Source organism: Pseudomonas silesiensis (assembly GCF_001661075.1).
GTDB lineage: Bacteria > Pseudomonadota > Gammaproteobacteria > Pseudomonadales > Pseudomonadaceae > Aquipseudomonas > Aquipseudomonas silesiensis.
The window spans coordinates 1,113,994-1,138,658 of record NZ_CP014870.1 but is presented as its reverse complement, the minus strand read 5'-3'; the positions used below and the strand labels follow the sequence as shown (position 1 = coordinate 1,138,658).

General features: G+C 60.3%; 22 protein-coding genes and 1 tRNA gene. 13 read left to right on the top strand and 10 right to left on the bottom strand.

The genetic code is table 11. The annotated features are described in order from the left end of the window. Positions 1-182: 182 nt before the first annotated feature. From PMA3_RS05090 to PMA3_RS05080, 3 genes are all read left to right on the top strand, one after another. Positions 183-259: transfer RNA gene (locus PMA3_RS05090), tRNA-Met, on the top strand. A 371-nt stretch (positions 260-630) separates the two neighbouring features. Then, on the top strand, positions 631-3,273 hold the full coding sequence (gene mprF, locus PMA3_RS05085) for a bifunctional lysylphosphatidylglycerol flippase/synthetase MprF (RefSeq protein WP_064676145.1): 2,643 nt from the start codon (positions 631-633) through the stop codon (positions 3,271-3,273). Further along, positions 3,273-4,550 carry a virulence factor family protein gene (locus tag PMA3_RS05080; RefSeq protein WP_064676144.1) on the top strand — a complete coding sequence of 426 codons (1,278 nt, stop codon included), beginning with the start codon at positions 3,273-3,275 and terminating at the stop codon, positions 4,548-4,550. Before mprF ends, PMA3_RS05080 begins: the two co-directional genes overlap by 1 nt. A 274-nt stretch (positions 4,551-4,824) precedes the next feature. On the opposite strand, the gene PMA3_RS05075 is transcribed toward PMA3_RS05080, so the two are convergent. Then, positions 4,825-6,726, bottom strand: coding sequence for a potassium transporter Kup (locus PMA3_RS05075; RefSeq protein WP_064676143.1), 1,902 nt, complete (start codon positions 6,724-6,726; stop codon positions 4,825-4,827). A gap of 286 nt (positions 6,727-7,012) precedes the next feature. Here PMA3_RS05075 and rimO point away from each other — a divergent pair, with 286 nt between their 5' ends. The 5 genes from rimO (at position 7,013) to tsaA (ending at position 11,128) form a co-directional block, all read left to right on the top strand. Then, positions 7,013-8,350: a 30S ribosomal protein S12 methylthiotransferase RimO gene (gene rimO, locus PMA3_RS05070; RefSeq protein WP_064676142.1), complete on the top strand. Its 1,338-nt coding sequence runs from the start codon at positions 7,013-7,015 to the stop codon at positions 8,348-8,350. Between the two features lie 114 nt (positions 8,351-8,464). Beyond that, on the top strand, positions 8,465-8,938 hold the full coding sequence (locus tag PMA3_RS05065; RefSeq protein WP_064676141.1) for an acetyltransferase: 474 nt from the start codon (positions 8,465-8,467) through the stop codon (positions 8,936-8,938). A gap of 220 nt (positions 8,939-9,158) precedes the next feature. Next, positions 9,159-9,869 (top strand): rRNA pseudouridine synthase, encoded by a 711-nt coding sequence (locus tag PMA3_RS05060; protein WP_064676140.1) that lies wholly within the window; start codon positions 9,159-9,161, stop codon positions 9,867-9,869. 75 nt (positions 9,870-9,944) lie between these two features. After that, the gene (locus PMA3_RS05055; RefSeq protein ID WP_064676139.1) at positions 9,945-10,415 is read left to right on the top strand and encodes a YehS family protein; all 471 of its coding nucleotides are present in this window, start codon (positions 9,945-9,947) and stop codon (positions 10,413-10,415) included. A gap of 14 nt (positions 10,416-10,429) precedes the next feature. Then, a complete protein-coding gene (gene tsaA / locus PMA3_RS05050) occupies positions 10,430-11,128 on the top strand; it encodes a tRNA (N6-threonylcarbamoyladenosine(37)-N6)-methyltransferase TrmO (protein ID WP_064676138.1) in 699 nt (232 codons plus the stop codon). A gap of 132 nt (positions 11,129-11,260) precedes the next feature. Here tsaA and fpr read toward each other — a convergent pair whose 3' ends face one another. Then, positions 11,261-12,040, bottom strand: coding sequence for a ferredoxin-NADP reductase (gene fpr / locus PMA3_RS05045; protein ID WP_008054100.1), 780 nt, complete (start codon positions 12,038-12,040; stop codon positions 11,261-11,263). 149 nt (positions 12,041-12,189) lie between these two features. Here fpr and PMA3_RS05040 point away from each other — a divergent pair, with 149 nt between their 5' ends. Next, positions 12,190-13,116 carry a LysR family transcriptional regulator gene (locus PMA3_RS05040; RefSeq protein ID WP_064676137.1) on the top strand — a complete coding sequence of 309 codons (927 nt, stop codon included), beginning with the start codon at positions 12,190-12,192 and terminating at the stop codon, positions 13,114-13,116. Here PMA3_RS05040 and PMA3_RS05035 read toward each other — a convergent pair. From PMA3_RS05035 to PMA3_RS05025, 3 genes are all read right to left on the bottom strand, one after another. Next, entirely contained in the window at positions 13,113-13,475 is a 363-nt protein-coding gene (locus PMA3_RS05035; protein ID WP_064676136.1) for a diacylglycerol kinase, read from the bottom strand. The two genes, PMA3_RS05040 and PMA3_RS05035, sit on opposite strands and share 4 nt — an antisense overlap. Positions 13,476-13,548: 73 nt before the next feature. Beyond that, positions 13,549-14,199: a response regulator transcription factor ErdR gene (gene erdR, locus PMA3_RS05030; RefSeq protein WP_064676135.1), complete on the bottom strand. Its 651-nt coding sequence runs from the start codon at positions 14,197-14,199 to the stop codon at positions 13,549-13,551. 216 nt (positions 14,200-14,415) lie between these two features. Then, positions 14,416-15,174: a tRNA-uridine aminocarboxypropyltransferase gene (locus PMA3_RS05025; RefSeq protein ID WP_064676134.1), complete on the bottom strand. Its 759-nt coding sequence runs from the start codon at positions 15,172-15,174 to the stop codon at positions 14,416-14,418. 189 nt (positions 15,175-15,363) lie between these two features. Here PMA3_RS05025 and PMA3_RS05020 point away from each other — a divergent pair, with 189 nt between their 5' ends. Next, positions 15,364-15,789: a quorum-sensing-regulated virulence factor family protein gene (locus tag PMA3_RS05020; RefSeq protein ID WP_064676133.1), complete on the top strand. Its 426-nt coding sequence runs from the start codon at positions 15,364-15,366 to the stop codon at positions 15,787-15,789. Here PMA3_RS05020 and PMA3_RS05015 read toward each other — a convergent pair whose 3' ends face one another. Further along, entirely contained in the window at positions 15,790-15,990 is a 201-nt protein-coding gene (locus tag PMA3_RS05015) for a hypothetical protein (RefSeq protein ID WP_064676132.1), read from the bottom strand. Between the two features lie 482 nt (positions 15,991-16,472). Here PMA3_RS05015 and PMA3_RS05010 point away from each other — a divergent pair, with 482 nt between their 5' ends. Next, positions 16,473-17,588, top strand: coding sequence for an LOG family protein (locus PMA3_RS05010; protein WP_064676131.1), 1,116 nt, complete (start codon positions 16,473-16,475; stop codon positions 17,586-17,588). A 44-nt stretch (positions 17,589-17,632) separates the two neighbouring features. Here PMA3_RS05010 and recX read toward each other — a convergent pair whose 3' ends face one another. The 3 genes from recX to PMA3_RS04995 all read right to left on the bottom strand — a co-directional run bounded on the left by recX (position 17,633) and on the right by PMA3_RS04995 (position 19,745). Then, a complete protein-coding gene (recX, locus tag PMA3_RS05005) occupies positions 17,633-18,100 on the bottom strand; it encodes a recombination regulator RecX (protein WP_064676130.1) in 468 nt (155 codons plus the stop codon). Positions 18,101-18,108: 8 nt separating this feature from the next. After that, positions 18,109-19,161: a recombinase RecA gene (gene recA, locus PMA3_RS05000; protein WP_064676129.1), complete on the bottom strand. Its 1,053-nt coding sequence runs from the start codon at positions 19,159-19,161 to the stop codon at positions 18,109-18,111. Between the two features lie 83 nt (positions 19,162-19,244). Next, positions 19,245-19,745: a CinA family protein gene (locus PMA3_RS04995; protein ID WP_064676128.1), complete on the bottom strand. Its 501-nt coding sequence runs from the start codon at positions 19,743-19,745 to the stop codon at positions 19,245-19,247. Between the two features lie 266 nt (positions 19,746-20,011). On the opposite strand from PMA3_RS04995, the gene mutS reads away from it, so the two are divergent. Together mutS and fdxA are read left to right on the top strand one after the other, a co-directional pair. Next, on the top strand, positions 20,012-22,591 hold the full coding sequence (gene mutS / locus PMA3_RS04990; RefSeq protein WP_064676127.1) for a DNA mismatch repair protein MutS: 2,580 nt from the start codon (positions 20,012-20,014) through the stop codon (positions 22,589-22,591). Between the two features lie 142 nt (positions 22,592-22,733). Beyond that, the gene (fdxA, locus tag PMA3_RS04985; protein WP_008154011.1) at positions 22,734-23,057 is read left to right on the top strand and encodes a ferredoxin FdxA; all 324 of its coding nucleotides are present in this window, start codon (positions 22,734-22,736) and stop codon (positions 23,055-23,057) included. Between the two features lie 506 nt (positions 23,058-23,563). Here fdxA and rpoS read toward each other — a convergent pair. Continuing rightward, complete coding sequence (gene rpoS, locus PMA3_RS04980; RefSeq protein ID WP_064676126.1) at positions 23,564-24,571, bottom strand: RNA polymerase sigma factor RpoS; 1,008 nt, start codon at positions 24,569-24,571, stop codon at positions 23,564-23,566. Positions 24,572-24,665: the final 94 nt, after the last annotated feature.

Below are 24,665 nucleotides of genomic sequence, written 5' to 3'. Positions count from 1 at the left end.
GCGCGTCTGTTTTGTACGAGTGCGGGGTTTACGCATCAGCAGTGCAAAAATCAGAAATCGTTTCCGATTCCGAAACTTAGGTACCCACTGCCGGAGCTTGCAGTTGATTTATACTTATTTGACCAGGTTCAGGATTAACGGTTGACACTCCGCCGTTCGCCTGTAGAATGCCGCCACACAGACGCGGGATGGAGCAGTCTGGTAGCTCGTCGGGCTCATAACCCGAAGGTCGTCGGTTCAAATCCGGCTCCCGCAACCAAACATCAAAAAAGGCTACTCGAAAGAGTGGCCTTTTTTGTGTCTGTTGAAAAAGTCCCTTCGCAACAATGACCTGTCATCCTGCGGCGAATGCCCCCCCCTGTAGGAGCGAGCTTGCTCGCGATGGTCGTTAACGACAACGCGCGCTTACTGGTTAAACACGGCGCCCTTGATTCCATCGTCGGAACGCCGCCCGGAGCAAGCTCGCTCCTACAATTTCCTTCGATCCCAGACCAAATCCTCTACGATCGGGGATGTGCCGTCGCCGGATCCCGGTGAGAGACGGGTATATTTGTAACTATTTTTTTCCAAAGGGATTGGTAACTTGACTGGATACCCCCATCCTGTCGCGCACAATCCAAGAGGTGATTGATGCGCACCAATTCGTCTGATCCACAAGACACCGTCACTGCCACACAACCGATCAAGGCCGAACGTCTGCGCTTGCTGGACCTGATCAGCAAATACCGCCAACCCCTGGGGCTGGCCGTCACGCTGCTGTTGTTCGCTATTGCGCTGATCGCCTGTCGTCACCTGCTGAGCGAACTCGATCTGTACGCGCTGCACGACTCGATGCTCGAAGTACCGCAACCGGCGCTGCTCGGCGCACTGGCTGCGACCGTGGTCGGCTTCATCATTTTGCTCGGCTACGAATGGTCGGCCAGTCGGTATGCCGGCGTGACACTGGCGCCGCGCATCCTCGCCCTGGGCGGATTCACCGCATTCGCCATCGGCAATGCAATTGGTCTTTCGATGCTCTCGGGAGGCTCGGTTCGCTACCGTTTGTATGCGCGTCATGGCCTGGGGGCTTCGGAAGTCGCCCACATGACGCTGTTTGCCAGCCTCTCGCTCGGTTGTGCCCTGCCCCCGCTCGCGGCCCTGGCCACACTCAGCAACCTGCCTGCCGCTTCCGTCGCCCTGGGCCTGTCCGAGACATTGCTGGGGGCGGTCGCCGTCGCCGTACTGCTGCTGTTTACCGTGCTGGCGATCGGCATCTACCGTCGTCGCCTGCCGGAACAGCCCTACCCGGATAATCTGCTGGTCAAGGCCGGTCGCCGCACCTTGCGCCTGCCAGGGCGTCGCCTGACGTTCCTGCAATTGCTCATCACCGCCCTGGACGTGGCCGCCGCCGCGACCGTGCTTTATCTGCTGCTGCCAGAAGCGCCGCCCTTTGGCGCCTTCCTGCTGGTGTACCTGCTGGCCCTGGCGGCCGGGGTACTCAGCCACGTGCCCGGCGGTGTCGGGGTGTTCGAGGCCATCTTGCTGGCCGCCTTCGCCGACAAGCTCGGTGCCGCCCCCCTGGCTGCCGCGCTGCTGCTCTATCGCCTCATCTATGTGGTGCTGCCGTTGCTGGTGGCCTGTTTGCTGCTGTTGATCAACGAAGGCCAGCGCGTGTTTCAGACACGCCAGACACTGCGTGCCGCGTCTGGCCTGGCCGCACCGATCCTGGCGGTGCTGGTGTTCCTGTCTGGCGTAGTCCTGCTGTTCTCCGGCGTCACCCCGGAAATCGATACGCGCCTGGAGCACATCGGTTTTCTGATCCCGCATCGACTGGTCGACGCCTCGCACTTCGGCGCCAGCCTGGTCGGCGTGCTGTGCCTGCTGCTGGCCCAAGGCCTGCGTCGGCGTCTGTCGGCGGCATGGATGCTGACCACCATCCTGTTGCTGGTGGGCGCCCTGCTCTCGCTGCTCAAGGGCTTCGACTGGGAAGAAGCCTGTCTGATGACGCTGACCGCGAGCCTGCTGGGGGTTTTCCGCAGCTCGTTCTATCGCCCCAGCCGCCTGACCGAGCTGCCCTTTTCGCCGCTGTATCTGGTGTCCAGCCTGTGCGTGCTCGGGGCGTCGATCTGGCTGCTGCTGTTCGCCTACCAGGACGTTCCCTACAGCCATCAACTCTGGTGGCAGTTCGCCCTCGACGCCGATGCCCCCCGTGGCTTGCGCTCGCTGCTGGGTGCCGCCGTCCTGTTGCTGGTGGTATCCCTCACCTGGCTGCTGCGCACCGCGCGCCCGGTGATCCACCTGCCGACGCCCGAGGAGCTGGAGCGTGCGACCAGGATCCTCATGGCATCCGCCCAACCGGATGGCGGCCTGGCCCTGACCGGTGACAAGGCGTTGCTGTTTCACCCTGACGACCAGGCGTTCCTGATGTACGCCCGCCGTGGTCGCAGCCTGGTGGCCCTGTACGACCCGATCGGCCCGGCCCTGCAACGGGCCGAGATGATCTGGCAGTTCCGCGACCTGTGTGACCTTCACCACGCCCGCCCGGTGTTCTATCAGGTGCGCGCCGAGAACCTGCCTTATTACATGGACATCGGCCTGACGGCGATCAAGCTCGGCGAAGAAGCCCGGGTCGATCTGCAGCGCTTCGACCTCGAGGCCAAGGGCAAAGAGATGAAGGACCTGCGCTACACCTGGAACCGTGGCACCCGCGACGGCCTGTCGCTGGAGATCCATGAGCCGGGGCAAGCACCGATGGATGAGCTCAAGGTGATCTCCGATGCCTGGCTGACCGGCAAAAACGTGCGCGAGAAAGGCTTCTCCCTCGGCCGTTTCAGCGATGACTACCTCAAGCATTTCCGCATCGCGGTGATTCGCTTCGAAGGGCGCCCGGTGGCGTTCGCCAACCTGCTCGAGACCTATGGCCATGACCTGGCCAGCCTCGACCTGATGCGCGCGCACCCGGAGGCCCCCAAGCTGACCATGGAGTTCATGATGGTCGGTCTGATCCAGCATTATAAAAATCATGGATACGCACGCTTCAGCCTGGGCATGGTGCCGCTGTCGGGGTTGCAACCCCGTCGCGGCGCTCCGCTGACCCAGCGCCTGGGCTCGATGGTGTTCCGCCGTGGTGAGCAGCTCTACAACTTCCAAGGCTTGCGCCGCTTCAAAGACAAGTTCCAGCCTGACTGGGAACCCCGTTATATGGCCGTGCCCGCCGGACTCGATCCGCTGGTAGCCCTGGCCGACACTGCTGCCCTGATTGCGGGCGGCTTGACTGGATTGGTGAAACGCTGATGATTCAACGCTCCCTGCGGTACGTACTGGGCACACTGCTAGTGCTGGCCCTGATCCTCGGTGGCGGTTACTGGTACCTCAAACGTCCGGCACCCGAACCGACCCTCGAACAGCTGACACCCGCCGACGGTGCGGCGCTGACGCGAGTCATCCCCGGCAGCACACCACGCGCCCAGGTGCTGGTGGCGGTCAACGCCGAGCAGAAACTCAGCGACAAACAACTGCTGACCCTCAGCCGCAGCGGCTCGGCGCAGATCGTCCAGGTGATCCTGCCCAAAGACTGCCTGCTGCAAAGTCGCGCCCTGCAATCGGGCCTGAGGGCGCTGAACGGCCCGGCGACCCTGGTCAGCGGCATCGGCCCCGGTGCTGTGCTGGCATGGCGCTGGCTGTCCGAGCAGAAGAACGACAAGGCCCAGGCCGTGTCGGTGGACCTGGCCCTGGAAAAACCCGGCTGCACGCACCTGCTGCCGAAAAGCGCCTCTCACGGTCACTGGCTGGTGGCCTGGAACGACAACCCGGACGACACCAGCGCCGGCTTCGTGCGCGACCAACCGAACGCCGAAACCAGCATCAGCGACTACGACATCAACCTGCCGCAAGTGCTGAACAACGAACTGCGCAAACTCCTGGTCGGCGGCGACAAAGCCACGGGCGGGCTGCAGATTCCGGTGGTCGAAGTGCCGGCCGGCCAGGCCCGGGACACCGTCACCCTGTTCCTCTCCGGCGACGGCGGCTGGCGCGACCTGGACCGCGACGTGGCGGGAGAGATGGCCAAGATCGGCTACCCGGTGGTCGGCATCGACACCCTGCGCTACTACTGGCAACACAAGAGCCCTGAGCAAAGCGCCCTGGACCTGGCCGAACTGATGCAGCATTACCGGCAGAAATGGGGCACCAAACGCTTCATCCTCACCGGTTACTCGTTCGGCGCCGACGTCCTGCCAGCCATCTACAACCGCCTGGAGCCCGCGGAGCAACAACGGGTCGACGCCATTATCCTGTTGGCCTTCGCCCGCACTGGCAGCTTCGAAATCGAAGTCGAAGGCTGGCTCGGCAACGCCGGCAAGGAAGCCGCCACCGGCCCGGAAATGGCCAAGTTGCCGGCGGAGAAAGTGGTGTGCATCTATGGCGAAGAGGAAGTCGATGAGAGCGGCTGTACTGACAAGACGGCCGTGGGCGAAGCGATGAAGCTGCCGGGCGGGCATCACTTTGATGAGAACTATCCGGCTTTGGCCCAGCGGTTGGTGGATGTAATCGAGAAGCGTCAGGCGAAGTAAACGGCGGCTCAGGAATGATCTGAGCTTCGCTGACAAAAGAGCCCTCGATACCTCACGGTAGCGGGGGCTTTTTCATTCCTGCAAACACTACATATCCCTGTGGGAGCGGGCTTGCCCGCGATGACGGCAGCAGATCCAACATTGATGTGGCAGACATACCGCTATCGCGGGCAAGCCCGCTCCCACAGGGATCTTCACTGGATTCAGATCAGGTTCCGCCCACAAAAAAGCCCCCGCTGCCTTCACATGGCAACGGGGGCTTTTTTGATGGGGCTTACATTTCTACCTGGGTACCCAACTCAATCACCCGATTCAACGGCAGATTAAAGAACCGCAAATTGCCATTGGCGTTCTGCAACATGAAGGCGAACAGCACCTCGCGCCAGCGGGCCATGCCTACGAGCTTGGAGGCAATGACCGTCTCGCGGCTGAGGAAGTAGGTGGTGCGCATCGGGCTGAAGTCCAGGTCATCGAGATGACACAGTTTCAGCGCCTGCGGCACGTCCGGCTCGTCGACGAAACCAAAGTGCAGGATCACCCGGAAGAAGCCTTCGCCGTGGGATTCGACCTCGAAGCGCCGTGTCGGCGGCACCCGCGGAATGTCTTCGTAGACCACCGTCAGCAGCACCACTTGCTCGTGCAATACCTGGTTATGCAGCAGGTTGTGCAACAGCGCGTGGGGCACGGCATCCGGCCGGGCGGTGAGGAACACGGCGGTGCCCTGGACGCGATGCGGTGGCTGGACGGCGATGCTGCTGATGAAAATCGGCAGTGGCAATCCGCCCTCGTCGATCCGGTCGACCAGCAATTGCTTGCCGCGCTTCCAGGTCGTCATCAGCACGAACAGCACAATACCGGCGATCACCGGAAATGCCCCGCCCTGAACGATCTTCGGCACGTTGGCGGCGAAGTACAGACCGTCCACCAACAGGAAGCCGAACAACACCGGCACAGCGAGGACCGGCGGCCATTTCCACAGCAACAACATTACCGCCGACACCAGGATCGTGGTCATCAGCATGGTGCCGGTCACGGCCACACCGTAGGCCGAGGCCAGGGCGCCGGAGGATTCGAACCCCAGGACCAACAGGATCACGCCGACCATCAGCGCCCAGTTCACAGCGCCGATGTAGATCTGGCCTTGTTCGGCGCTGGAGGTGTGCTGGATACGCATGCGCGGAATGTAGCCGAGCTGGATCGCTTGGCGGGTCAGGGAGAACGCCCCGGAGATCACTGCCTGGGAAGCGATTACCGTCGCCAGGGTCGACAGGCCGACCAATGGAATCAAGGCCCAGCTCGGCGCCAGCAGGTAGAACGGGTTGCGGGCGGCTTCCGGGTCACCAAGCAGCAGCGCGCCCTGGCCGAAGTAGTTCAGTACCAGCGCCGGCAACACCAGGAGGAACCACGCGCGGGCAATCGGCTTGCGACCGAAGTGGCCCATGTCGGCGTACAGCGCTTCGGCACCGGTCAACGCCAGCACCACCGCGCCGAGGATCGCCACGCCCATGCCCGGATGCACGACGAAAAAACGCACGCCCCACACCGGGTTCAAGGCCTGCAACACTTCCGGGTGTTGCAGGATGCCATAGACCCCCAGCGCCCCCAGCACCACAAACCAGGTGACCATGATCGGCCCGAACAGAATGCCGATGCGCGCGGTGCCGTGACGTTGAATGAGGAACAGCGCCACCAGCACGATCAACGACAGCGGCACCACCCAATGGTCGATACCCTCGAATGCCAGTCCCAGGCCTTCAATGGCCGAGAGTACGGAAATCGCCGGCGTGATCATGCTGTCGCCGTAGAACAACGCCGCACCGATCAGCCCGCAGACCACCAGCAAGGTGCGTAATTTCGCATGCCCCGCCGCTGCCCGACGGGCCAGGGCGGTCAAGGCCATTATCCCGCCTTCGCCCTGGTTATCGGCGCGCAGGACAAACATCATGTACTTGATCGAGACGACCCAGATCAGCGACCAGAAGATCAGCGCCAGAATCCCCAGCACCCCGTCATGGGTGACGGGCACGCCGTAGCCACCGGAAAACACTTCTTTGAGGGTGTACAGCGGGCTCGTGCCGATATCGCCATACACCACCCCGACCGCCGCGACCAGCATGCCGATCGGCTTGGCCGCCGAATGCTCGGCACCCGCCGCCTGACTACTTGCCTGACCCATCCACCACTCCTACACCCAGATCCGGACTTGGAAAAAAACACTATGCTTTGCCGTGCAGCATGCGCTGTTTTACTTGTTGTTACAGACGTTTTGTTGACTGTAAAAAATCGGTAAAGCGTAACGGCGCGAAGCATAGCGCAGCACTCGTCGTATTTCCCCGTATAAAGCTGGTCAAGTGCGCCTCTCATCGCTAGAATTGCGCACTTTTTGACCAGAGGCGCAACATAGCGCCCGTCTGTCGCCTTGCCGTCTTCGGCTGGAGGCGTCACAAATACCGAGGTTAGACATGTCCACCACTCCTGCGCCGGCCAATCCAAAGGTTGGCTTCGTATCCCTGGGTTGCCCCAAAGCACTGGTCGACTCCGAGCGCATCCTTACCCAGTTGCGCATGGAAGGCTATGACGTCGTGTCCACCTACCAGGACGCCGACGTCGTGGTGGTCAACACCTGCGGCTTCATCGATTCGGCCAAGGCTGAATCGCTGGAAGTGATCGGCGAAGCCATCAAGGAAAACGGCAAGGTCATCGTCACCGGCTGCATGGGCGTCGAAGAAGGCAACATTCGTAAAGTGCACCCAAGCGTGCTGGCCGTGACCGGTCCGCAACAGTACGAGCAAGTGGTCAACGCCGTGCACGACGCCGTGCCGCCGCGCCAGGATCACAACCCGCTGATCGACCTGGTGCCGCCGCAAGGCATCAAGCTGACCCCGCGCCACTACGCCTACCTGAAGATTTCCGAAGGCTGCAACCACAGCTGCAGCTTCTGCATCATCCCGTCGATGCGCGGCAAACTGGTCAGCCGTCCGGTCGGTGACGTGCTCGACGAAGCCCAGCGCCTGGTCAAGGCCGGCGTCAAGGAGCTGCTGGTGATCTCGCAAGACACCAGCGCCTACGGCGTCGACGTGAAGTACCGCACCGGGTTCTGGAACGGCGCGCCGGTGAAAACCCGCATGACCGAACTCTGCGAAGCCCTGAGCACCCTCGGTGTCTGGGTGCGCTTGCACTACGTTTACCCGTACCCGCACGTCGACGAGCTGATCCCGCTGATGGCCGCCGGCAAGATCCTGCCGTACCTGGACATCCCGTTCCAGCACGCCAGCCCGAAAGTCCTCAAGGCGATGAAGCGTCCGGCCTTCGAAGACAAGACCCTGGCCCGCATCAAAAACTGGCGCGAAATCTGCCCGGACCTGATCATCCGCTCGACCTTCATCGTCGGCTTCCCTGGCGAAACCGAAGAAGACTTCCAGTACCTGCTGAACTGGCTGACCGAAGCCCAGCTCGACCGTGTCGGCTGCTTCCAGTATTCGCCGGTCGAAGGCGCACCGGCCAACCTGCTGGACGCGGCCATCGTGCCGGACGACGTCAAGCAAGACCGCTGGGACCGCTTCATGGCGCACCAGCAGGCCATCAGCTCGGCGCGCCTGCAAATGCGCGTCGGCCGTGAAATCGAAGTGCTGGTCGATGAAGTCGACGAGCAAGGCGCGGTCGGTCGCTGCTTCTTCGATGCCCCGGAAATCGACGGTAACGTATTTATCGACAACGGCAGCAACCTGAAGCCGGGCGACAAGGTCTGGTGCAAAGTGACCGACGCCGACGAATACGATCTGTGGGCTGAACAGATCTAAAGGTAAAAAATAGCAAAAGCCCCGCTCGCCTGACGAGATGCGGGGCTTTTTTACGTCTATCGTTTTGTGGGAGAAAGGATTCGCACGATCAATTGCCAAAAGGGGCATTCGGCCATGCGCCAACATTCGGTCATCCAGACGCCGAAACAGAGCGACTACGAAGAGCTGACGCAGGTGTGGGAAGCCTCGGTGCGCGCCACCCATGACTTTCTGCCCGACAGTTACATCGAACTGCTGAAGAACCTGGTGCTGACCCGCTACCTCGATGCGGTGATGCTGATCTGCACCAAAGACTCGCGCCAGCGCATCACCGGGTTTGCCGGGGTTGCGGCGGGCAAGATCGAAATGCTCTTCATCGACCCGGCGCACCGCGGCCAGGGGCTGGGCAAGCAGCTGCTGCGGTATGCCTTGGAACACCTGAATGCCGATGAACTGGACGTCAACGAGCAGAACCCGCAAGCCCTGGGGTTCTACTTCAAGCAGGGCTTCGAGGTGATCGGCCGCTCGGAAGTCGATGGCATGGGCCAGCCCTATCCGCTGTTGCATATGCGCTTGCGCCAAACCCAGCAGCGCTCAAAGCATGGCTGACACAACGCAGGCCCTGTAGGAGCGAGGCTTGCCCGCGAAGGAAGCACCGCGGTCGGTCAGATAGACCGAGGTGCTTCCTTCGCGGGCAAGCCTCGCTCCTACAGGACGCCTTCGCCAGCAAGCCAGCTCCTACACTAAAAGCTGTACGGTGCAAATCGAGCCGGGCTTAACCGGCGCCAGGCAGGTACAATGCCCACCCCTTTTTTGTTACGGCCCTGTCATGACTGACCCGATTCGACTCTCCAAACGCCTCATCGAACTCGTCGGCTGTTCCCGTCGGGAGGCTGAGCTGTTCATCGAGGGCGGCTGGGTCACCGTGGACGGTGAAGTCATCGACGAGCCGCAGTTCAAGGTCGACACCCAGAAAGTCGAGCTCGATCCAGAAGCCAAGGCCACTGCGCCAGAACCGGTGACCATCCTGTTCAACGTCCCGGCAGGCATGGATGCGGACACGGCCATGGCGACCATCAGCGCCGAGACCCTGAGCGAAGAACACCGCTTCAGCAAACGTCCGCTCAAGGGCCACTTCCTGCGCCTGACCGCCAGCACCGACCTGCAGGCCAATGCCAGCGGGTTGCTGGTGTTCACCCAGGACTGGAAGATCCTGCGCAAATTGACCGCCGACGCCGCCAAGATCGAGCAAGAGTATGTGGTCGAGGTTGAAGGCGACATGGTGGCTCACGGCCTCAATCGCCTGAACCACGGCCTGACCTACAAGGGCAAGGAACTGCCGCCGGTCAAAGCCAGCTGGCAGAATGAAAACCGCCTGCGTTTTGCGATGAAGAACCCACAACCGGGGGTGATCGCCCTGTTCTGCCAGGCTGTCGGCCTGAAGGTCGTTGCCATCCGCCGGATCCGCATTGGCGGTGTATCCATTGGCAAAGTGCCCTTGGGGCAATGGCGCTACCTGTCCGGCAAAGAGAAGTTCTAAGACTTTTCACGCCGCCACACATTCTGGCGCCGCTGCTTATGCGACGCCCACTGCCGATTATCAGGATTGCACACCATGATTCATAACGACGTACTGCGCAGCGTGCGCTACATGCTCGACATCAGCGACAAGAAAGTCATCGAGATCATCAAGCTCGGCGGCATGGACGTGACCCTGCCAGACTTGCTGACATACCTCGACAAGAAAGAAGAAGACGAAGAAGGCTTCGTCCGCTGCCCGGACGAGGTGATGGCGCATTTCCTCGACGGCCTGGTGATCTTCAAGCGCGGCAAGGACGAAAGCCGTCCGCCGCAGCCGATCGAAACGCCGGTGACCAACAACATCATCCTGAAGAAACTGCGGGTGGCCTTCGAACTGAAGGAAGACGACATGCACGCGATCCTCAAGGCCTCCGAGTTCCCGGTGTCCAAGCCTGAGCTGAGCGCGCTGTTCCGCAAGTTCGGCCACACCAACTACCGCGCGTGCGGCGACCAGTTGCTGCGCAACTTCCTCAAGGGCTTGACCCTGCGCGTGCGCCCGCAATAAGCGCACTCCAAACCATGACCTACAGCGTCTCCCCCATCGGCTTCGTGCGCTCCTGCTTCAAGGAGAAGTTCGCCATCCCGCGCCAGCCGCAACTGGCCCCGGCCGCTCGCGGCGTGCTGGAACTGGTGGCGCCGTTCGATCAGGGGGACGCGGTGCAGGGCCTGGAACAGGTCAGCCATGTCTGGCTGCTGTTCCTGTTCCATCAGGCCCTGGAAGAAAAGCCCCGCCTGAAAGTGCGCCCGCCTCGCCTCGGCGGCAACAAATCCATGGGGGTGTTTGCCACCCGTGCGACCCATCGACCCAATGGCATCGGTCAATCCGTGGTCAAGCTGGACAAGGTTGAAGCCGACCGCCTGTGGATCTCCGGCATCGACCTGCTCGACGGCACGCCGATCCTCGACATCAAACCCTACGTGCCTTACGCCGACATCGTCGACGCAGCGTCCAACAGTATCGCCAGCGCTGCGCCGCAATTGATTCCCGTGCAGTGGATGGATTCGGCGTTGCAACAGGCACAGGGGCACGCTCAGCGCCTTGGTGAGCCCTTGGTGGCGCTGATCGAGCAATGCCTGGCGCAGGATCCGCGTCCGGCGTATCAGACACCTGCACCGGAGCGGGAATATGGGGCGCAGTTCTGGGATGTGGATGTGCGGTGGCATTACCCCGAATCAGGCCTGATCCGCGTCCTCGAAGTCATCCCCGCGATCGTCTAAACACCAGAAACCACTGTGGGAGCGGGCTTGCCCGCGAATGCGGTGTGTCAGTCGACAGTAATGCTGACTAATACACCGCTTTCGCGAGCAAGCCCGCTCCCACAGGGAAAGCAGAGCAGTTGAAATCGTTGCTTATTTCTCGACGAACGCACGCTCGATCAGGTAGTCACCCGGCTCGCGCATCCGCGGCGAGACTTTCAGGCCGAAGCTGTTCAACACTTCGCTGGTCTCGTCGAGCATGCTCGGGCTGCCGCACAACATGGCGCGGTCGTCCTGCGGGTTGATCGGTGGCAGACCGATGTCGCTGAACAGCTTGCCGCTGCGCATCAGGTCGGTCAGGCGACCTTCGTTCTCGAACGGCTCACGGGTCACGGTCGGGTAGTAGATCAGCTTGTCACGCAGGGCGTCGCCGAAGAACTCGTTCTGGGGCAGATGCTCGGTGATGAACTCGCGGTAGGCGACTTCGTTGACGTAACGCACGCCGTGGCACAGGATCACTTTTTCGAAACGCTCGTAGGTTTCCGGGTCCTGGATGACGCTCATGAACGGCGCCAGGCCGGTACCGGTGCTGAGCAGGTACAAATGTTTGCCAGGCTTCAAGTCGTCCAGCACCAGCGTGCCGGTCGGCTTCTTGCTGATGATGATCTCGTCGCCTTCCTTCAGGTGCTGCAGCTGGGAAGTCAGCGGGCCGTCAGGCACTTTGATGCTGAAAAACTCCAGATGCTCTTCCCAGTTCGGGCTGGCAATCGAGTAAGCGCGCATAAGCGGCCGGCCGTTGGGCTGTTGCAGGCCGATCATCACGAACTGACCGTTCTCGAAGCGCAGGCCCGGATCGCGGGTGCACTTGAAGCTGAACAGAGTGTCGTTCCAGTGGTGAACACTGAGGACACGCTCGTGGTTCATGTTGCTCATGTACGTGGGACTCCTGGAGATGTGTCTGCGCGCGCTTGGCGCCTGCTCTGCAAAAAATGAGCGGCTGTGCGCAATTGCATCGCATTCTAATGGCAGCCACAATATCTGTTAACTGGATTATTAAGATAAGGGTTATCGGTTATATCGATATGCGATTTACTCTCCGTCAACTTCAAGTATTCGTCGCCGTCGCCCAGCAGGAAAGCGTATCCCGTGCCGCGGGTCTGCTCAACCTGTCGCAATCGGCGGCGAGCACCTCGATTACCGAGCTCGAGCGCCAGTGCAGCTGCCAGCTGTTCGACCGCGCGGGCAAACGGCTGGCCCTCAACGCCCTCGGCAAACAGCTGTTGCCCCAAGCCGTGGCCCTGCTCGATCAAGCCAAGGAAATCGAAGACCTGCTCAACGGCAAGTCCGGTTTCGGCTCCCTGGCAGTCGGCGCGACCCTCACGATCGGCAATTACCTGGCCACCCTGTTGATCGGCAGCTTCATGCAGCGTCATCCGGAAAGCCAGGTGAAGCTGCATGTGCAGAACACGGCGAACATTGTGCAGCAGGTTGCCCACTATGAAATTGATCTGGGTCTGATCGAAGGCGATTGCAGCCATCCGGACATCGAAGTGCAGAGCTGGGTCGAGGATGAGCTGGTGGTGTTCTGCGCGCCTCAGCATCCACTGGCCACGCGGGGCACGGCGACCATGGATGAGTTGAGCCATGAGGCCTGGATCCTGCGGGAACAAGGCTCGGGTACACGGTTGACGTTTGACCAGGCCATGCGTCACCACCGTAGCGGACTGAATATTCGCCTGGAACTGGAACACACCGAAGCGATCAAGCGCGCGGTGGAATCAGGATTGGGGATAGGCTGCATTTCGCGGCTGGCGCTGCGCGATGCCTTCCGCCGCGGCAGCCTGGTACCGGTGGAAACCCCGGACCTGGACCTGGCGCGGCAGTTCTATTTCATCTGGCACAAACAGAAATACCAGACCTCGGCGATGCGCGAATTCCTCGACCTGTGCCGCGCGTTCACCGCAGGGGTTCAGCGCAGCGACGAGATCGTGCTGCCCACCATCGCTTAAAGCAGGATCACCGCCCACACGAGGGCGATCATGGTCAACGCCACCAACTGCGCGGCGCTGCCCATGTCTTTGGCATTCTTCGACAGCGGGTGCAGCTCGAGGGAAATGCGGTCAATGGCCGCCTCCACTGCCGAATTGAGCAATTCGACAATCAAAGCCAACAGACAGACGGCAATAAGCAGCGCCTGCTCGACGCGGCTGACGTTCAGGAAGAACGAAATCGGAATCAGGATGACATTGAGCAGCACCAGCTGCCGAAAGGCTGCTTCGCCGGTGAAGGCCGCGCGCAGGCCATCGAACGAATAACCGGAGGCGTTGAGGATACGTTTGAGGCCTGTCTGGCCTTTGAAAGGTGACATAGAGTAGGCAACTGATTAAAAGAAGTGGGAAAGCTAGACCAAGACCGGTCAAAAAAGCGTGAACGATCAGGCTTTAGTGGCTCGAAATTGACTCAAGTTGTTGCAAAAGCAAGGCCGCCTGGGTCCGGGTCCGCACATTCAGCTTACGGAAAATCGCCGTGACGTGGGCCTTGATCGTCGCTTCCGACACGCTCAGCTCGTAAGCAATCTGTTTGTTCAGCAAACCTTCACAGACCATGGTCAACACCCGAAACTGCTGCGGCGTCAGGCTGGCCAGCCCCGCGCTGGCAGCCTTGGCTTCATCGGAAACGCTGACGTCTTCGAACGCCTGGGGTGGCCAGAAGACGTCGCCATCGAGTACCGCTCGCACCGCTTTTTGAATGACGCTCAGGTCGCTGGACTTGGGAATGAAACCGCTGGCCCCGAATTCACGGGACTTCACCATGATCGACGCCTCTTCCTGGGCGGAGACCATGACCACCGGAATCTGCGGGTACTGACCACGCAACAGCACCAGCCCGGAAAAACCGTAGGCCCCCGGCATATTCAGGTCCAGCAGCACCAGATCCCAGTCGGCCTTCTCGTCCAGTCGGGTTTCAAGTTCGGCAATGCTCGCCACTTCCACCAGACGGACATCCGGACCGAGGCCCAGGGTCAACGCTTGATGCAGGGCGCTACGAAAAAGAGGATGGTCATCGGCAATCAGGATTTCGTATGTGGCCATTTTTCTAATGATCCTGTTTTTCAAACGAGGTGCAGCCACGGAGCTGCATCAACAGGGCACGTTCAACGCCAATTACGTTGCTGTTCATACAGCTTTTCACGTAAAGAATACGGCGTATCAAACCTGGCCGCGCCCTAATCGGCGCCAAGCATGCCCAGCGAAGCCGGGGTGGTCAAGCGACGTAGCCCGTCCGGCTGCTTGCAGTATGGGCGACGCTCAGCCCGTCACCGGCACCGCGTTCTGCACGAAGGGCATCAGCTCGGCGTGTGCCGGTGTCGCAACGTTCATCTCCAGCTGATGTTTCGCATCGAGGTAATGCTGACTGAACACATCGAAATAAGCGTCCAGCGCTGACGCGGCCTCGACATCGCCCGCCAGATCGAGACACAGCGCCGCCACTTCGGCCGTGCACAGGTGCTCGCTGCGGGTCGAGCGGCGCAGCCGGTACCGGGACAGTTTTTCGGGCAGCAGGCTCAGGATCGGAAGCGCATCGAAATAGGGGCTTTTGCGAAAGATCTTCCGGGCTTCGGTCCAGGTGGCGTCCAGCAGAATGAACAGCGGCCGCCTGGTGCTATCGGCCTCGACACCATGGGTCACACGCTCGGGCTCGACGTACTCGCCCGGAAACACCAGGTAGGGCTGCCATTGCGGATCGGACAAGAGCTGCAACAGTTGCTGATCGACTTCGGTCCGTGACCAGATGAACGCATGGTTGTCCCGCACCACATCGGCGATCAGCCAACCGGTATTACTGGGCTTGAACACTTCCTTGTTGGTCATGATCAGGCACACCCCGGAACGGGTCTCGACCTGTGGACGCCAGGCACACAGGCAGTGGCTCTCGATCACACGGCAGGCACGGCAACGCGGGGCTCGCCAGCCTCGAGCCTGGATCGGCCTGATGCCTTCCTCTTCGCGCTGGTCGCGCAGGCGCGCGACGGCATTCGACGCAAAGGGCTTGAGTGCATGGCTCATTGCAGGCAACACCGGAAGGGACAGGAAATCGACACGAAAAACACTCGGCAAGACAGGAAGTGCCCGCAGTTTATCAGACCGGCCGGCGCAAGCCTGTACCGTCCAGGCCACCTCCCCTATAATTCGCCGCCACTGAACGCACAGTCATGTGGCTGGTCGAACCACCAGTCACTGAACCAGGAGAGTTTCATGCTGCGCCTTATCGTTCCTACCGCCGCCGTTTTGCTGGCGTCGTCCTTCAGCGCCCAGGCTGCTTCCTTGAAAGACATGGAACTGAGCAAAATGCTGCAAAACGTTGCCGCTCAAAGCAGCGTCGGCACTCCACGAGCGATCAACGAAGACATTCTCGATCAGGGCTACACCGTTGAAGGTAAAGAGCTGATCAACCACCTCAGCGTCCAGACCAGCCACGCCAACAAGATGCGCGCCGACCCGAAAGCGGTGTATTTCCAGCTTGGCTCCACCGTCTGCAATAACCCGGGCTTTCGCAAGCTGATGGCCAAGGGCGCAGTCATGCGTTACGAGTTCACCGAGGTCAAGACCAACCGTCCGGTCGCGAGCGAGCGCTTCCAGGAATCGGATTGCCCGAAAGCCGCACCCGCCAAGAAAAAGTAATCACTGGGAATTGGCGCGCCGCTGCTCATCCTCGGCGCGCAGTTCTGCCAACAGCGCCTGCAGATAGCAAGAGCGTCGCTCGGCAGCCTCAAGACGTCGGCAACACTCCTCCTCGAGACTCAAATGATGATTCTCGGCCGATGACTTCAGCAATCGATACAGTTGAGTATCGATTTCGATCTCCAGAATGACTCTGGTCATTGCTTCGGCTCCCTGCGCCTCGCCCTGCGTGAGCGATAAAATCCTTCACCCGCTTGTGTCGCGCGTCCAGCCATTGACGCAAAGTTGTCATGTCGCCTGTCTTTTAGTAAATCAGAGTGATGCACAATCAGCTTTGCGTTCAGACGAGCGGTGAAACCACCTTGCAAATCGTCAATAAGCGGTTGCCAGGAAAGACATTGCGGCGCAATGATCAATTCAGCGCAAATCCTCGCAAGGGTCTAGATTCATAGTGTTCACGTAGAGTTTTCCGGGCAGAAAAGGGGCTGCCCACCATGCGTCTTGTTGTGAGAACGTTTCTTTCATCCAAGGGAAAAAACAGAGCCTGTATGGATGACTCGATTGCCACTCGAGTCCGGTGGATCGCCCAGGCACGGGCCTGGGCAGACAGCGACGCATGAGGCGTCGCGGCGCCGACAACTGCCTTGTCGGGGCCAAGGGTTCTGTGCAGAAGGAGAAGCTGAATGCCTTACCAACCGAATGACCTCCTGAGCCGTCATTTTGAAGAAAGCGGCCACGACCTCACCAAGAAGGTCGAAGAACAACTCAACCTGGTTTCACCCAACAGCCCGAACATCCCCATCTACCGCGACATGATCCTGACCGTGCTACGCATGGCCCAGGAAGATCACAACCGCTGGAACGCCAAGATCACCCTGCAAGCCCTGCGCGAACTCGAACACGCCTTCCGGGTGCTGGAGCAGTTCAAGGGGCGACGTAAAGTCACCGTTTTCGGTTCGGCCCGAACGCCGATAGAACATCCGCTGTATGGCTTGGCGCGAGAGCTCGGCTCGGCGCTGGCGCGCTCGGACCTGATGGTCATCACCGGCGCCGGTGGCGGCATCATGGCAGCGGCTCACGAAGGTGCCGGCCTGGACCATAGCCTGGGGTTCAACATCACCCTGCCCTTCGAGCAGCATGCCAATCCCACCGTCAATGGCACGACCAATCTGCTGCCGTTCCACTTCTTCTTCACCCGCAAACTGTTCTTCGTCAAGGAAGCCGATGCGCTGGTCCTGTGCCCCGGCGGTTTCGGCACGCTGGATGAAGCGCTGGAAGTATTGACCCTGATCCAGACCGGCAAGAGCCCGCTGGTACCGGTGGTGCTGTTGGATGCACCAGGCGGCAAATTCTGGCAAGGGGCGCTGGACTTCATTCACCAGCAACTGGAGGAGAATCGCTACATCCTGCCCACCGACATGAAGCTGGTGAGCCTGGTCTATAACGCCGAAGACGCAGTGGAGCAGATCAATCAGTTCTACAGCAACTTCCACTCAAGCCGCTGGCTCAAACATCAGTTTGTGATCCGCATGAATCACAAGCTCAGCGACGATGCGCTGGAACACATGCAAGGCGCGTTCGCCGACCTGTGCCTGAGCGATCATTTCCACCAGCATGCCTATAACGGTGAGGAGCACGACGAGCCGCAGTTCAGCCACTTGGCGCGACTGGCCTTCACGTTCAATGCCCGTGACCATGGACGCCTGCGGGAACTGGTGGACTACATCAACCTGCCGGAAAACTGGGCACATGTAAAATCCCAGGCGCAACGCACGCGAGAGCCGCTGAAGGTTACCTGAGGCAAAAAAAAAACGGCCCGCTATCGAAATAGCGAGCCGTTCATTCAATCGTCCATCCCTCGGCCGCTGAACAAGCGGCTGATCATCTCCATGGAATATCCCCGATAACCCAGGAATCGGCCTTGTTTGGCGCGCTCCCTTGCGTCTATCGGTAAATGCCCGAAGAACTTGCGCCGCCATGTATCTTCCAGTTGCCCCTGCCAGTCGATACCGCTCTCGCGTAGCGCGAGTTCGATGTCAGGACGCTGCAGTCCGCGCTGGCTCAACTCTTCGCGAATACGCAAAGGGCCATAACCGGAACGGGCTCGGTAGGAAACGAAACTTTCGAGGTAACGGGATTCGGACAACAGGCCCTCTTCCGTCAAGCGGTCGAGCGCGGAGTCGATCATTTCAGGAGGAGCGCCGCGCTGACGCAGTTTACGCGTCAGCTCGACTCGACCATGCTCGCGTCGCGCGAGCAGGTCCATTGCGGTTCGCCGCACTGCGACGAGTGTATCGAGTACGGCGGTCATCGGATCAATCAGATATCAGCGTCGGCCAGGTCATCAGCAGTCTCTTTGACCGGCGATGCCTTGACGTCCGGCGCCGGGGTCAGCAGCTTGTCGCGCAGCTGCTTCTCGAGGGTCGCGGCGATGTCCGGGTTTTCTGCCAGGTACTTGGCCGAGTTGGCTTTACCCTGACCGATCTTGGTGCCGTTGTAGGCATACCAGGCACCGGACTTCTCGACGAAACCGTGCAGTACACCCAGGTCGATCATCTCGCCGTTGAGGTAGATGCCCTTGCCATAAAGAATCTGGAACTCGGCCTGACGGAACGGCGAAGCCACCTTGTTCTTCACGACCTTGACGCGGGTCTCGCTACCAACGACTTCATCGCCTTCTTTCACCGCGCCAGTGCGACGGATGTCCAGACGAACCGAAGCGTAGAACTTCAGCGCGTTACCACCGGTGGTGGTTTCCGGGCTGCCGAACATCACACCGATTTTCATGCGGATCTGGTTGATGAAGATAACCAGGCAGTTGGCGTTCTTGATGTTACCGGTGATCTTGCGCAGGGCCTGGGACATCAGGCGGGCTTGCAGGCCCACGTGCATGTCACCCATTTCGCCTTCGATTTCAGCCTTTGGCACCAGCGCCGCCACGGAGTCGACGATGATCACGTCAACCGCGTTGGAACGCACCAGCATGTCGGTGATTTCCAGGGCCTGTTCGCCGGTGTCCGGCTGGGACACCAGCAGGTCGTCGACGTTGACGCCCAGCTTGCCGGCATATTCAGGGTCCAGGGCATGCTCGGCGTCGACGAATGCGCAGGTCGCGCCGGCTTTTTGAGCCTGGGCGATCACCGACAGTGTCAGGGTGGTTTTACCCGAGGATTCAGGACCGTAGATTTCAACGATACGGCCTTTTGGCAGGCCGCCAATGCCGAGCGCGATGTCCAGACCCAGAGAGCCAGTGGAGATAGCCGGGATCGCCTGACGGTCCTGATCGCCCATACGCATTACGGCACCCTTGCCGAATTGACGTTCGATCTGACCCAGGGCCGCAGCCAAGGCTTTCTTCTTGTTGTCGTCCATTAAAGTCCTCACGTAATCAATAAGGCCTGACGGCCAACACCTGTATAAGTAGACAGTATTATTCCACAGCGCTCGAGGATCGCCTACCCCTGATTTGAGATTTCTCCAGCAGCATGGCGCAGTAGCCCCTCTAGCGCGGCCTTCACCGTTTGTCGGCGAACCTCGTCGCGGTTGCCGGGGAAGTGTTGCACCTCGCTGAATACCCGCTCGCCGACGCCCCAGGCCAGCCACACCGTGCCAACCGGCTTGCTGGGCGACCCGCCATCGGGCCCGGCGACGCCACTGACCGCCACGGCAAAATACGCGCGGCTTTTTTCCTGCGCGCCCCGCACCATCGCCTCGACCACCTCGCGGCTGACCGCACCTACCGTCGCAAATAATTGAGCAGGAACATTCAACTGCTCGATTTTCTGGCGGTTGGAGTAAGTGACATAACCGGCCTCGAACCACGCCGAGCTGCCGGGAATGCGGGTAATCGCCTCGCAGATCCCGCCACCGGTACAGGACTCGGCGGCAGTGACGTGGGCATTGAGAACCTGCAAGCGCCTGCCAAGTTCAGCGGCCAGTTGGGTGATTTCTTTCACGGTCCTCTCCTGAAGGGGCTGAATGGGACTACCGTACACGAGCGGATAGCGCATGCAAGGCTCGGAAACGATCAAAATGTGTGTGGCCTGACCTGTTCCCGCAGGCCGTAGAGCCGGGACTCTGCCTGCCCCTCTCGCCAGCCATCAAGGGCTTTCATGCCTGCGTCGGGTGGACCGCCCATGTTAACCTTGCGCCCATCGCGGAAAAGCCGGGCCGACGCCCCTCCTTTGCCCTACACCTTTCAACGAATTTGCCTGATTATCCGATGAATAAAGCCCTCTCCGATCTGTCCTCCCACACGCCGATGATGCAGCAGTACTGGCGCTTGAAAAACCAGCACCCCGACCAGCTGATGTTCTACCGCATGGGCGACTTCTACGAGATCTTCTACGAAGACGCGAAGAAGGCCGCCAAGTTGCTGGACATTACCCTGACCGCCCGTGGGCAGTCCGCCGGCCAGGCGATTCCGATGTGCGGGATTCCTTACCACGCCGCCGAAGGTTACCTGGCGAAACTGGTGAAGCTCGGCGAGTCGGTGGTGATCTGCGAGCAGGTCGGCGACCCGGCCACCAGTAAAGGCCCGGTGGATCGTCAGGTGGTGCGGATCATCACCCCGGGCACGGTGAGTGACGAGGCGCTGCTGGATGAGCGTCGGGATAACCTGATCGCCGCGGTGCTGGGTGACGAGCGCCTGTTCGGCCTGGCCGTGCTGGATATCACCAGCGGCAACTTCACGGTGCTGGAAATCAAGGGCTGGGAAAACCTGCTCGCCGAACTGGAGCGGGTCAATCCGGTGGAACTGATGATCCCGGATGACTGGCCAAAAGATCTGCCTGCGGAAAAACGCCGTGGGGTTCGTCGTCGTGCGCCGTGGGATTTCGAGCGTGACTCGGCACTGAAAAGTCTCTGCCAACAATTTTCCACCCAGGACCTGAAAGGTTTCGGCTGCGAGAACCTGACCCTGGCCATCGGCGCTGCCGGCTGCCTGCTCAGCTACGCCAAGGAAACCCAGCGCACCGCCCTGCCCCACTTGCGCAGCCTGCGGCATGAACGCCTGGACGACACCGTCGTGCTGGACGGCGCGAGCCGGCGCAACCTGGAACTGGACACCAACCTGGCCGGCGGGCGTGATAACACCTTGCAATCGGTGGTCGATCGCTGCCAGACCGCCATGGGCAGCCGATTGCTGACCCGCTGGCTGAACCGCCCCCTGCGCGATCTGAGCGTATTGCTGGCGCGTCAGACGTCGATCACCTGCCTGCTCGACGGCTACCGCTTCGAGAAACTGCAACCGCAGCTCAAGGAAATCGGGGACATCGAGCGGATCCTGGCGCGGATCGGTCTGCGCAATGCCCGTCCTCGCGACCTGGCTCGCCTGCGCGACGCACTCGGTGCACTGCCAGCACTGCAAATGGCGATGAGCGAACTTGAAGCGCCACACATCATTCAACTGGCCGGGACCACCAGCACCTATCCGGAACTGGCGGCCCTGCTGGCAAAAGCCATCGTCGACAACCCGCCCGCGGTCATTCGAGACGGCGGCGTGTTGAAAACCGGCTACGACAGCGAACTCGACGACCTGCAATCGCTCAGCGAAAACGCCGGGCAGTTCCTGATCGATCTCGAAGCGCGCGAGAAGGCCCGCACCGGCCTGTCGCACCTGAAGGTCGGCTATAACCGCATTCATGGCTACTTCATCGAGCTGCCGAGCAAGCAGGCCGAATCGGCGCCCGCCGATTACATCCGGCGCCAGACGCTCAAAGGTGCCGAGCGCTTCATTACGCCGGAACTGAAGGCGTTCGAAGACAAGGCACTGTCGGCCAAGAGCCGCGCCCTGGCCCGCGAGAAAATGCTCTACGAAGCGCTGCTCGAAGACCTGATCGCCCAGTTGCCGCCCCTGCAGGACACCGCCGCAGCCCTGGCCGAACTGGACGTGCTGAGCAACCTGGCCGAGCGCGCACTGAACCTGGACCTGAACTGCCCGCGTTTCGTCGACGAGCCCTGCATGCGCATCAGCCAGGGTCGTCACCCGGTGGTCGAGCAGGTGCTGACCACGCCGTTCGTGGCCAACGACCTGAACCTCGACGACAATACGCGCATGCTGGTGATCACCGGTCCGAACATGGGCGGTAAATCCACCTACATGCGTCAGACCGCGTTGATCGTGCTGCTGGCGCACATTGGCAGTTTCGTGCCGGCGGCCAGCTGCGAACTGTCCCTGGTGGACCGGATCTTTACCCGGATCGGTTCCAGCGATGACCTGGCGGGCGGGCGCTCGACCTTCATGGTCGAAATGAGCGAAACCGCCAACATTCTGCACAACGCCACCGAACGCAGCCTGGTGCTGATGGACGAAGTCGGTCGCGGCACCAGCACCTTCGACGGCCTGTCCCTGGCCTGGGCCGCCGCCGAACGCCTGGCGCACCTGCGGGCCTATACGCTGTTCGCTACCCACTATTTCGAGCTGACAGTGCTGCCGGAAGCCCAGCCGCTCGTGGCCAACGTGCACCTCAATGCCACCGAACACAACGAACGCATTGTGTTCCTGCACCACGTGCTGCCTGGACCTGCCAGCCAGAGCCACGGCTTGGCTGTTGCGCAGCTGGCCGGCGTCCCGAGCGAAGTGATCGTGCGTGCTCGTGAACATCTGAGCCGACTGGAATCCACAGCGCTGCCTCATGAAGTGCCGAAGCCAGCGAAAGGCAAACAGGCTGCGCCGCAGCAGAGCGACATGTTCGCCAGCCTGCCACATCCGGTGCTGGATGAGCTGGCCAAACTTGATCTGGACGACATGACCCCGCGTCGTGCGCTCGAAATGCTCTATACACTAAAGACACGGGTCTAACGCACTTGCCTGCAAGCTGTTAGAATCTCGCGCGGTTTGGGATGCTGCTGGCTAATAGCCTGGCCAGCAGACTATCGCTCCCGAACCTGGCGACCCCAACGTGAAGGGGCTCCGCTGCCGCCGCCTGAGGAGAAATCTAGAAATGACCTTCGTCGTCACCGACAACTGCATCAAGTGCAAGTACACCGACTGCGTAGAAGTCTGTCCGGTGGACTGCTTTTACGAAGGCCCGAACTTCCTGGTGATTCACCCGGATGAGTGCATCGACTGCGCACTGTGCGAACCTGAATGCCCTGCCGTGGCTATCTTCTCTGAAGATGAAGTCCCGGAAGACATGCAGCAGTTCATTCAGCTGAACGTTGAGCTGGCCGAAATCTGGCCCAACATCACCGAGAAGAAAGAATCGCTGCCCGATGCCGAAGAGTGGGATGGCGTCAAAGGCAAGATCAAAGACCTCGAACGCTGATTGCTCCCGCGTTCACGAAAAGGCCCCTTGCGGGCCTTTTTGCTTTTCTGAAGATCTTTTGGCTTTTCTGCAGACAAAAAAAAGGGGCGGTTTGACCCGCCCACATTTTTCCTTAGTCCCTGTGTTCCTTTTCATCGTCCTGATGAATCGCGTCCTGCGATGTCCTTTCCCCTCATCCTTGAAGGGCGTGTCTGTCCGTGGACACAAGTTGAATACTAGAGTGTTCCCGCCCCGGAGCAAGCGGCCGCAAAAGCCCTGGAACAGCTGTCATATGCTGGTAACTTAATAAAATAAGCACGTAAATCAGCGAGATAAGTCGGGGGCAAGACAAACATGGAACACTGCCACGTTGTAAAAATAACGAACACTTACATGAGGGTAAGCAAAGACTTACAGCACGAGACTACAAAGCTGATGTGATGTCGCAGCCCGATCAAAACCCTTTGCCGCATTAACAAAAAACCCCGAACCAGTCGGGGTTTTTGCGCAGCGTGCCTGGCAACTACTTATTGAAACAGTGACTCGCTCGACAGGCCGTTCTTCTCGAGAATCTCTCGAAGACGCTTCAGGCCTTCTACCTGAATCTGTCTGACCCGTTCCCGGGTCAGGCCAATTTCCAGGCCTACATCTTCAAGCGTGCTGCTCTCGTGCCCGCGCAGGCCGAAGCGGCGGATGACCACCTCGCGTTGCTTGTCGGTCAGTTCAGAGAGCCATTGATCGATGCTCTGGGACAGGTCGTCGTCCTGCAACAGTTCGCATGGATCGGTTGGGCGGTCGTCGGTAAGGGTGTCCAGCAGGGTTTTGTCCGAGTCCGGACCCAACGAGACGTCGACCGAAGATACGCGCTCGTTGAGGCCGAGCATGCGCTTGACCTCTGCCACCGGTTTTTCCAGCAGGTTGGCGATTTCTTCGGGTGAGGGTTCATGATCGAGTTTTTGCGTCAGTTCCCGTGCAGCCCGCAGGTAGACGTTAAGCTCCTTGACCACATGGATCGGCAACCGGATGGTCCGGGTCTGATTCATGATGGCGCGCTCGATGGTCTGACGAATCCACCAGGTCGCGTAGGTCGAAAAGCGGAAGCCACGTTCAGGGTCGAACTTCTCCACCGCCCGAATCAGTCCGAGGTTGCCCTCTTCGATCAAGTCCAGCAGCGACAGGCCACGATTGACGTAACGCCGGGCGATTTTCACCACCAGCCTCAGGTTGCTTTCAATCATGCGTTTGCGCCCGGCAGGATCTCCACTTTGCGACAAGCGCGCAAAATGAACTTCTTCTTCGGGGGATAACAGAGGGGAAAAACCAATCTCATTGAGGTACAGCTGCGTGGCATCGAGTGCACGCGTGTAATCAATGTATTTGTGTTGCTTTAACGAGGCGGAGTGTTTGGATTTGGCACGAACGGAAGGTGGAGCAGCCCCTTCATCATTCGACATCGTATCCGTGTCGATGCCGGTCTCCATAAGGAGAACCTCATCGTCGATGTCAAACTCCGGCACTTCTTTACTGAGAGCCATTGTTATAGTCCTTTGGTGAGTTCGACCCCAGGCTCAAGCGGCGCCTCTATCCTTGGCAACGCTGGAGCCTGTCCCCTCTACGCGACGGAACAGG

Bases quoted from the DNA above. Each gene is read 5' to 3' on its own strand.
- mprF (WP_064676145.1), top strand. From the start codon at position 631: ATGCGCACCAATTCGTCTGATCCACAAGACACCGTCACTGCCACACAA.
- PMA3_RS05080 (WP_064676144.1), top strand. From the start codon at position 3,273: ATGATTCAACGCTCCCTGCGGTACGTACTGGGCACACTGCTAGTGCTG.
- PMA3_RS05075 (WP_064676143.1), bottom strand. From the start codon at position 6,726: ATGGGTCAGGCAAGTAGTCAGGCGGCGGGTGCCGAGCATTCGGCGGCC.
- rimO (WP_064676142.1), top strand. From the start codon at position 7,013: ATGTCCACCACTCCTGCGCCGGCCAATCCAAAGGTTGGCTTCGTATCC.
- PMA3_RS05065 (WP_064676141.1), top strand. From the start codon at position 8,465: ATGCGCCAACATTCGGTCATCCAGACGCCGAAACAGAGCGACTACGAA.
- PMA3_RS05060 (WP_064676140.1), top strand. From the start codon at position 9,159: ATGACTGACCCGATTCGACTCTCCAAACGCCTCATCGAACTCGTCGGC.
- PMA3_RS05055 (WP_064676139.1), top strand. From the start codon at position 9,945: ATGATTCATAACGACGTACTGCGCAGCGTGCGCTACATGCTCGACATC.
- tsaA (WP_064676138.1), top strand. From the start codon at position 10,430: ATGACCTACAGCGTCTCCCCCATCGGCTTCGTGCGCTCCTGCTTCAAG.
- fpr (WP_008054100.1), bottom strand. From the start codon at position 12,040: ATGAGCAACATGAACCACGAGCGTGTCCTCAGTGTTCACCACTGGAAC.
- PMA3_RS05040 (WP_064676137.1), top strand. From the start codon at position 12,190: ATGCGATTTACTCTCCGTCAACTTCAAGTATTCGTCGCCGTCGCCCAG.
- PMA3_RS05035 (WP_064676136.1), bottom strand. From the start codon at position 13,475: ATGTCACCTTTCAAAGGCCAGACAGGCCTCAAACGTATCCTCAACGCC.
- erdR (WP_064676135.1), bottom strand. From the start codon at position 14,199: ATGGCCACATACGAAATCCTGATTGCCGATGACCATCCTCTTTTTCGT.
- PMA3_RS05025 (WP_064676134.1), bottom strand. From the start codon at position 15,174: ATGAGCCATGCACTCAAGCCCTTTGCGTCGAATGCCGTCGCGCGCCTG.
- PMA3_RS05020 (WP_064676133.1), top strand. From the start codon at position 15,364: ATGCTGCGCCTTATCGTTCCTACCGCCGCCGTTTTGCTGGCGTCGTCC.
- PMA3_RS05015 (WP_064676132.1), bottom strand. From the start codon at position 15,990: ATGACCAGAGTCATTCTGGAGATCGAAATCGATACTCAACTGTATCGA.
- PMA3_RS05010 (WP_064676131.1), top strand. From the start codon at position 16,473: ATGCCTTACCAACCGAATGACCTCCTGAGCCGTCATTTTGAAGAAAGC.
- recX (WP_064676130.1), bottom strand. From the start codon at position 18,100: ATGACCGCCGTACTCGATACACTCGTCGCAGTGCGGCGAACCGCAATG.
- recA (WP_064676129.1), bottom strand. From the start codon at position 19,161: ATGGACGACAACAAGAAGAAAGCCTTGGCTGCGGCCCTGGGTCAGATC.
- mutS (WP_064676127.1), top strand. From the start codon at position 20,012: ATGAATAAAGCCCTCTCCGATCTGTCCTCCCACACGCCGATGATGCAG.
- fdxA (WP_008154011.1), top strand. From the start codon at position 22,734: ATGACCTTCGTCGTCACCGACAACTGCATCAAGTGCAAGTACACCGAC.
- rpoS (WP_064676126.1), bottom strand. From the start codon at position 24,571: ATGGCTCTCAGTAAAGAAGTGCCGGAGTTTGACATCGACGATGAGGTT.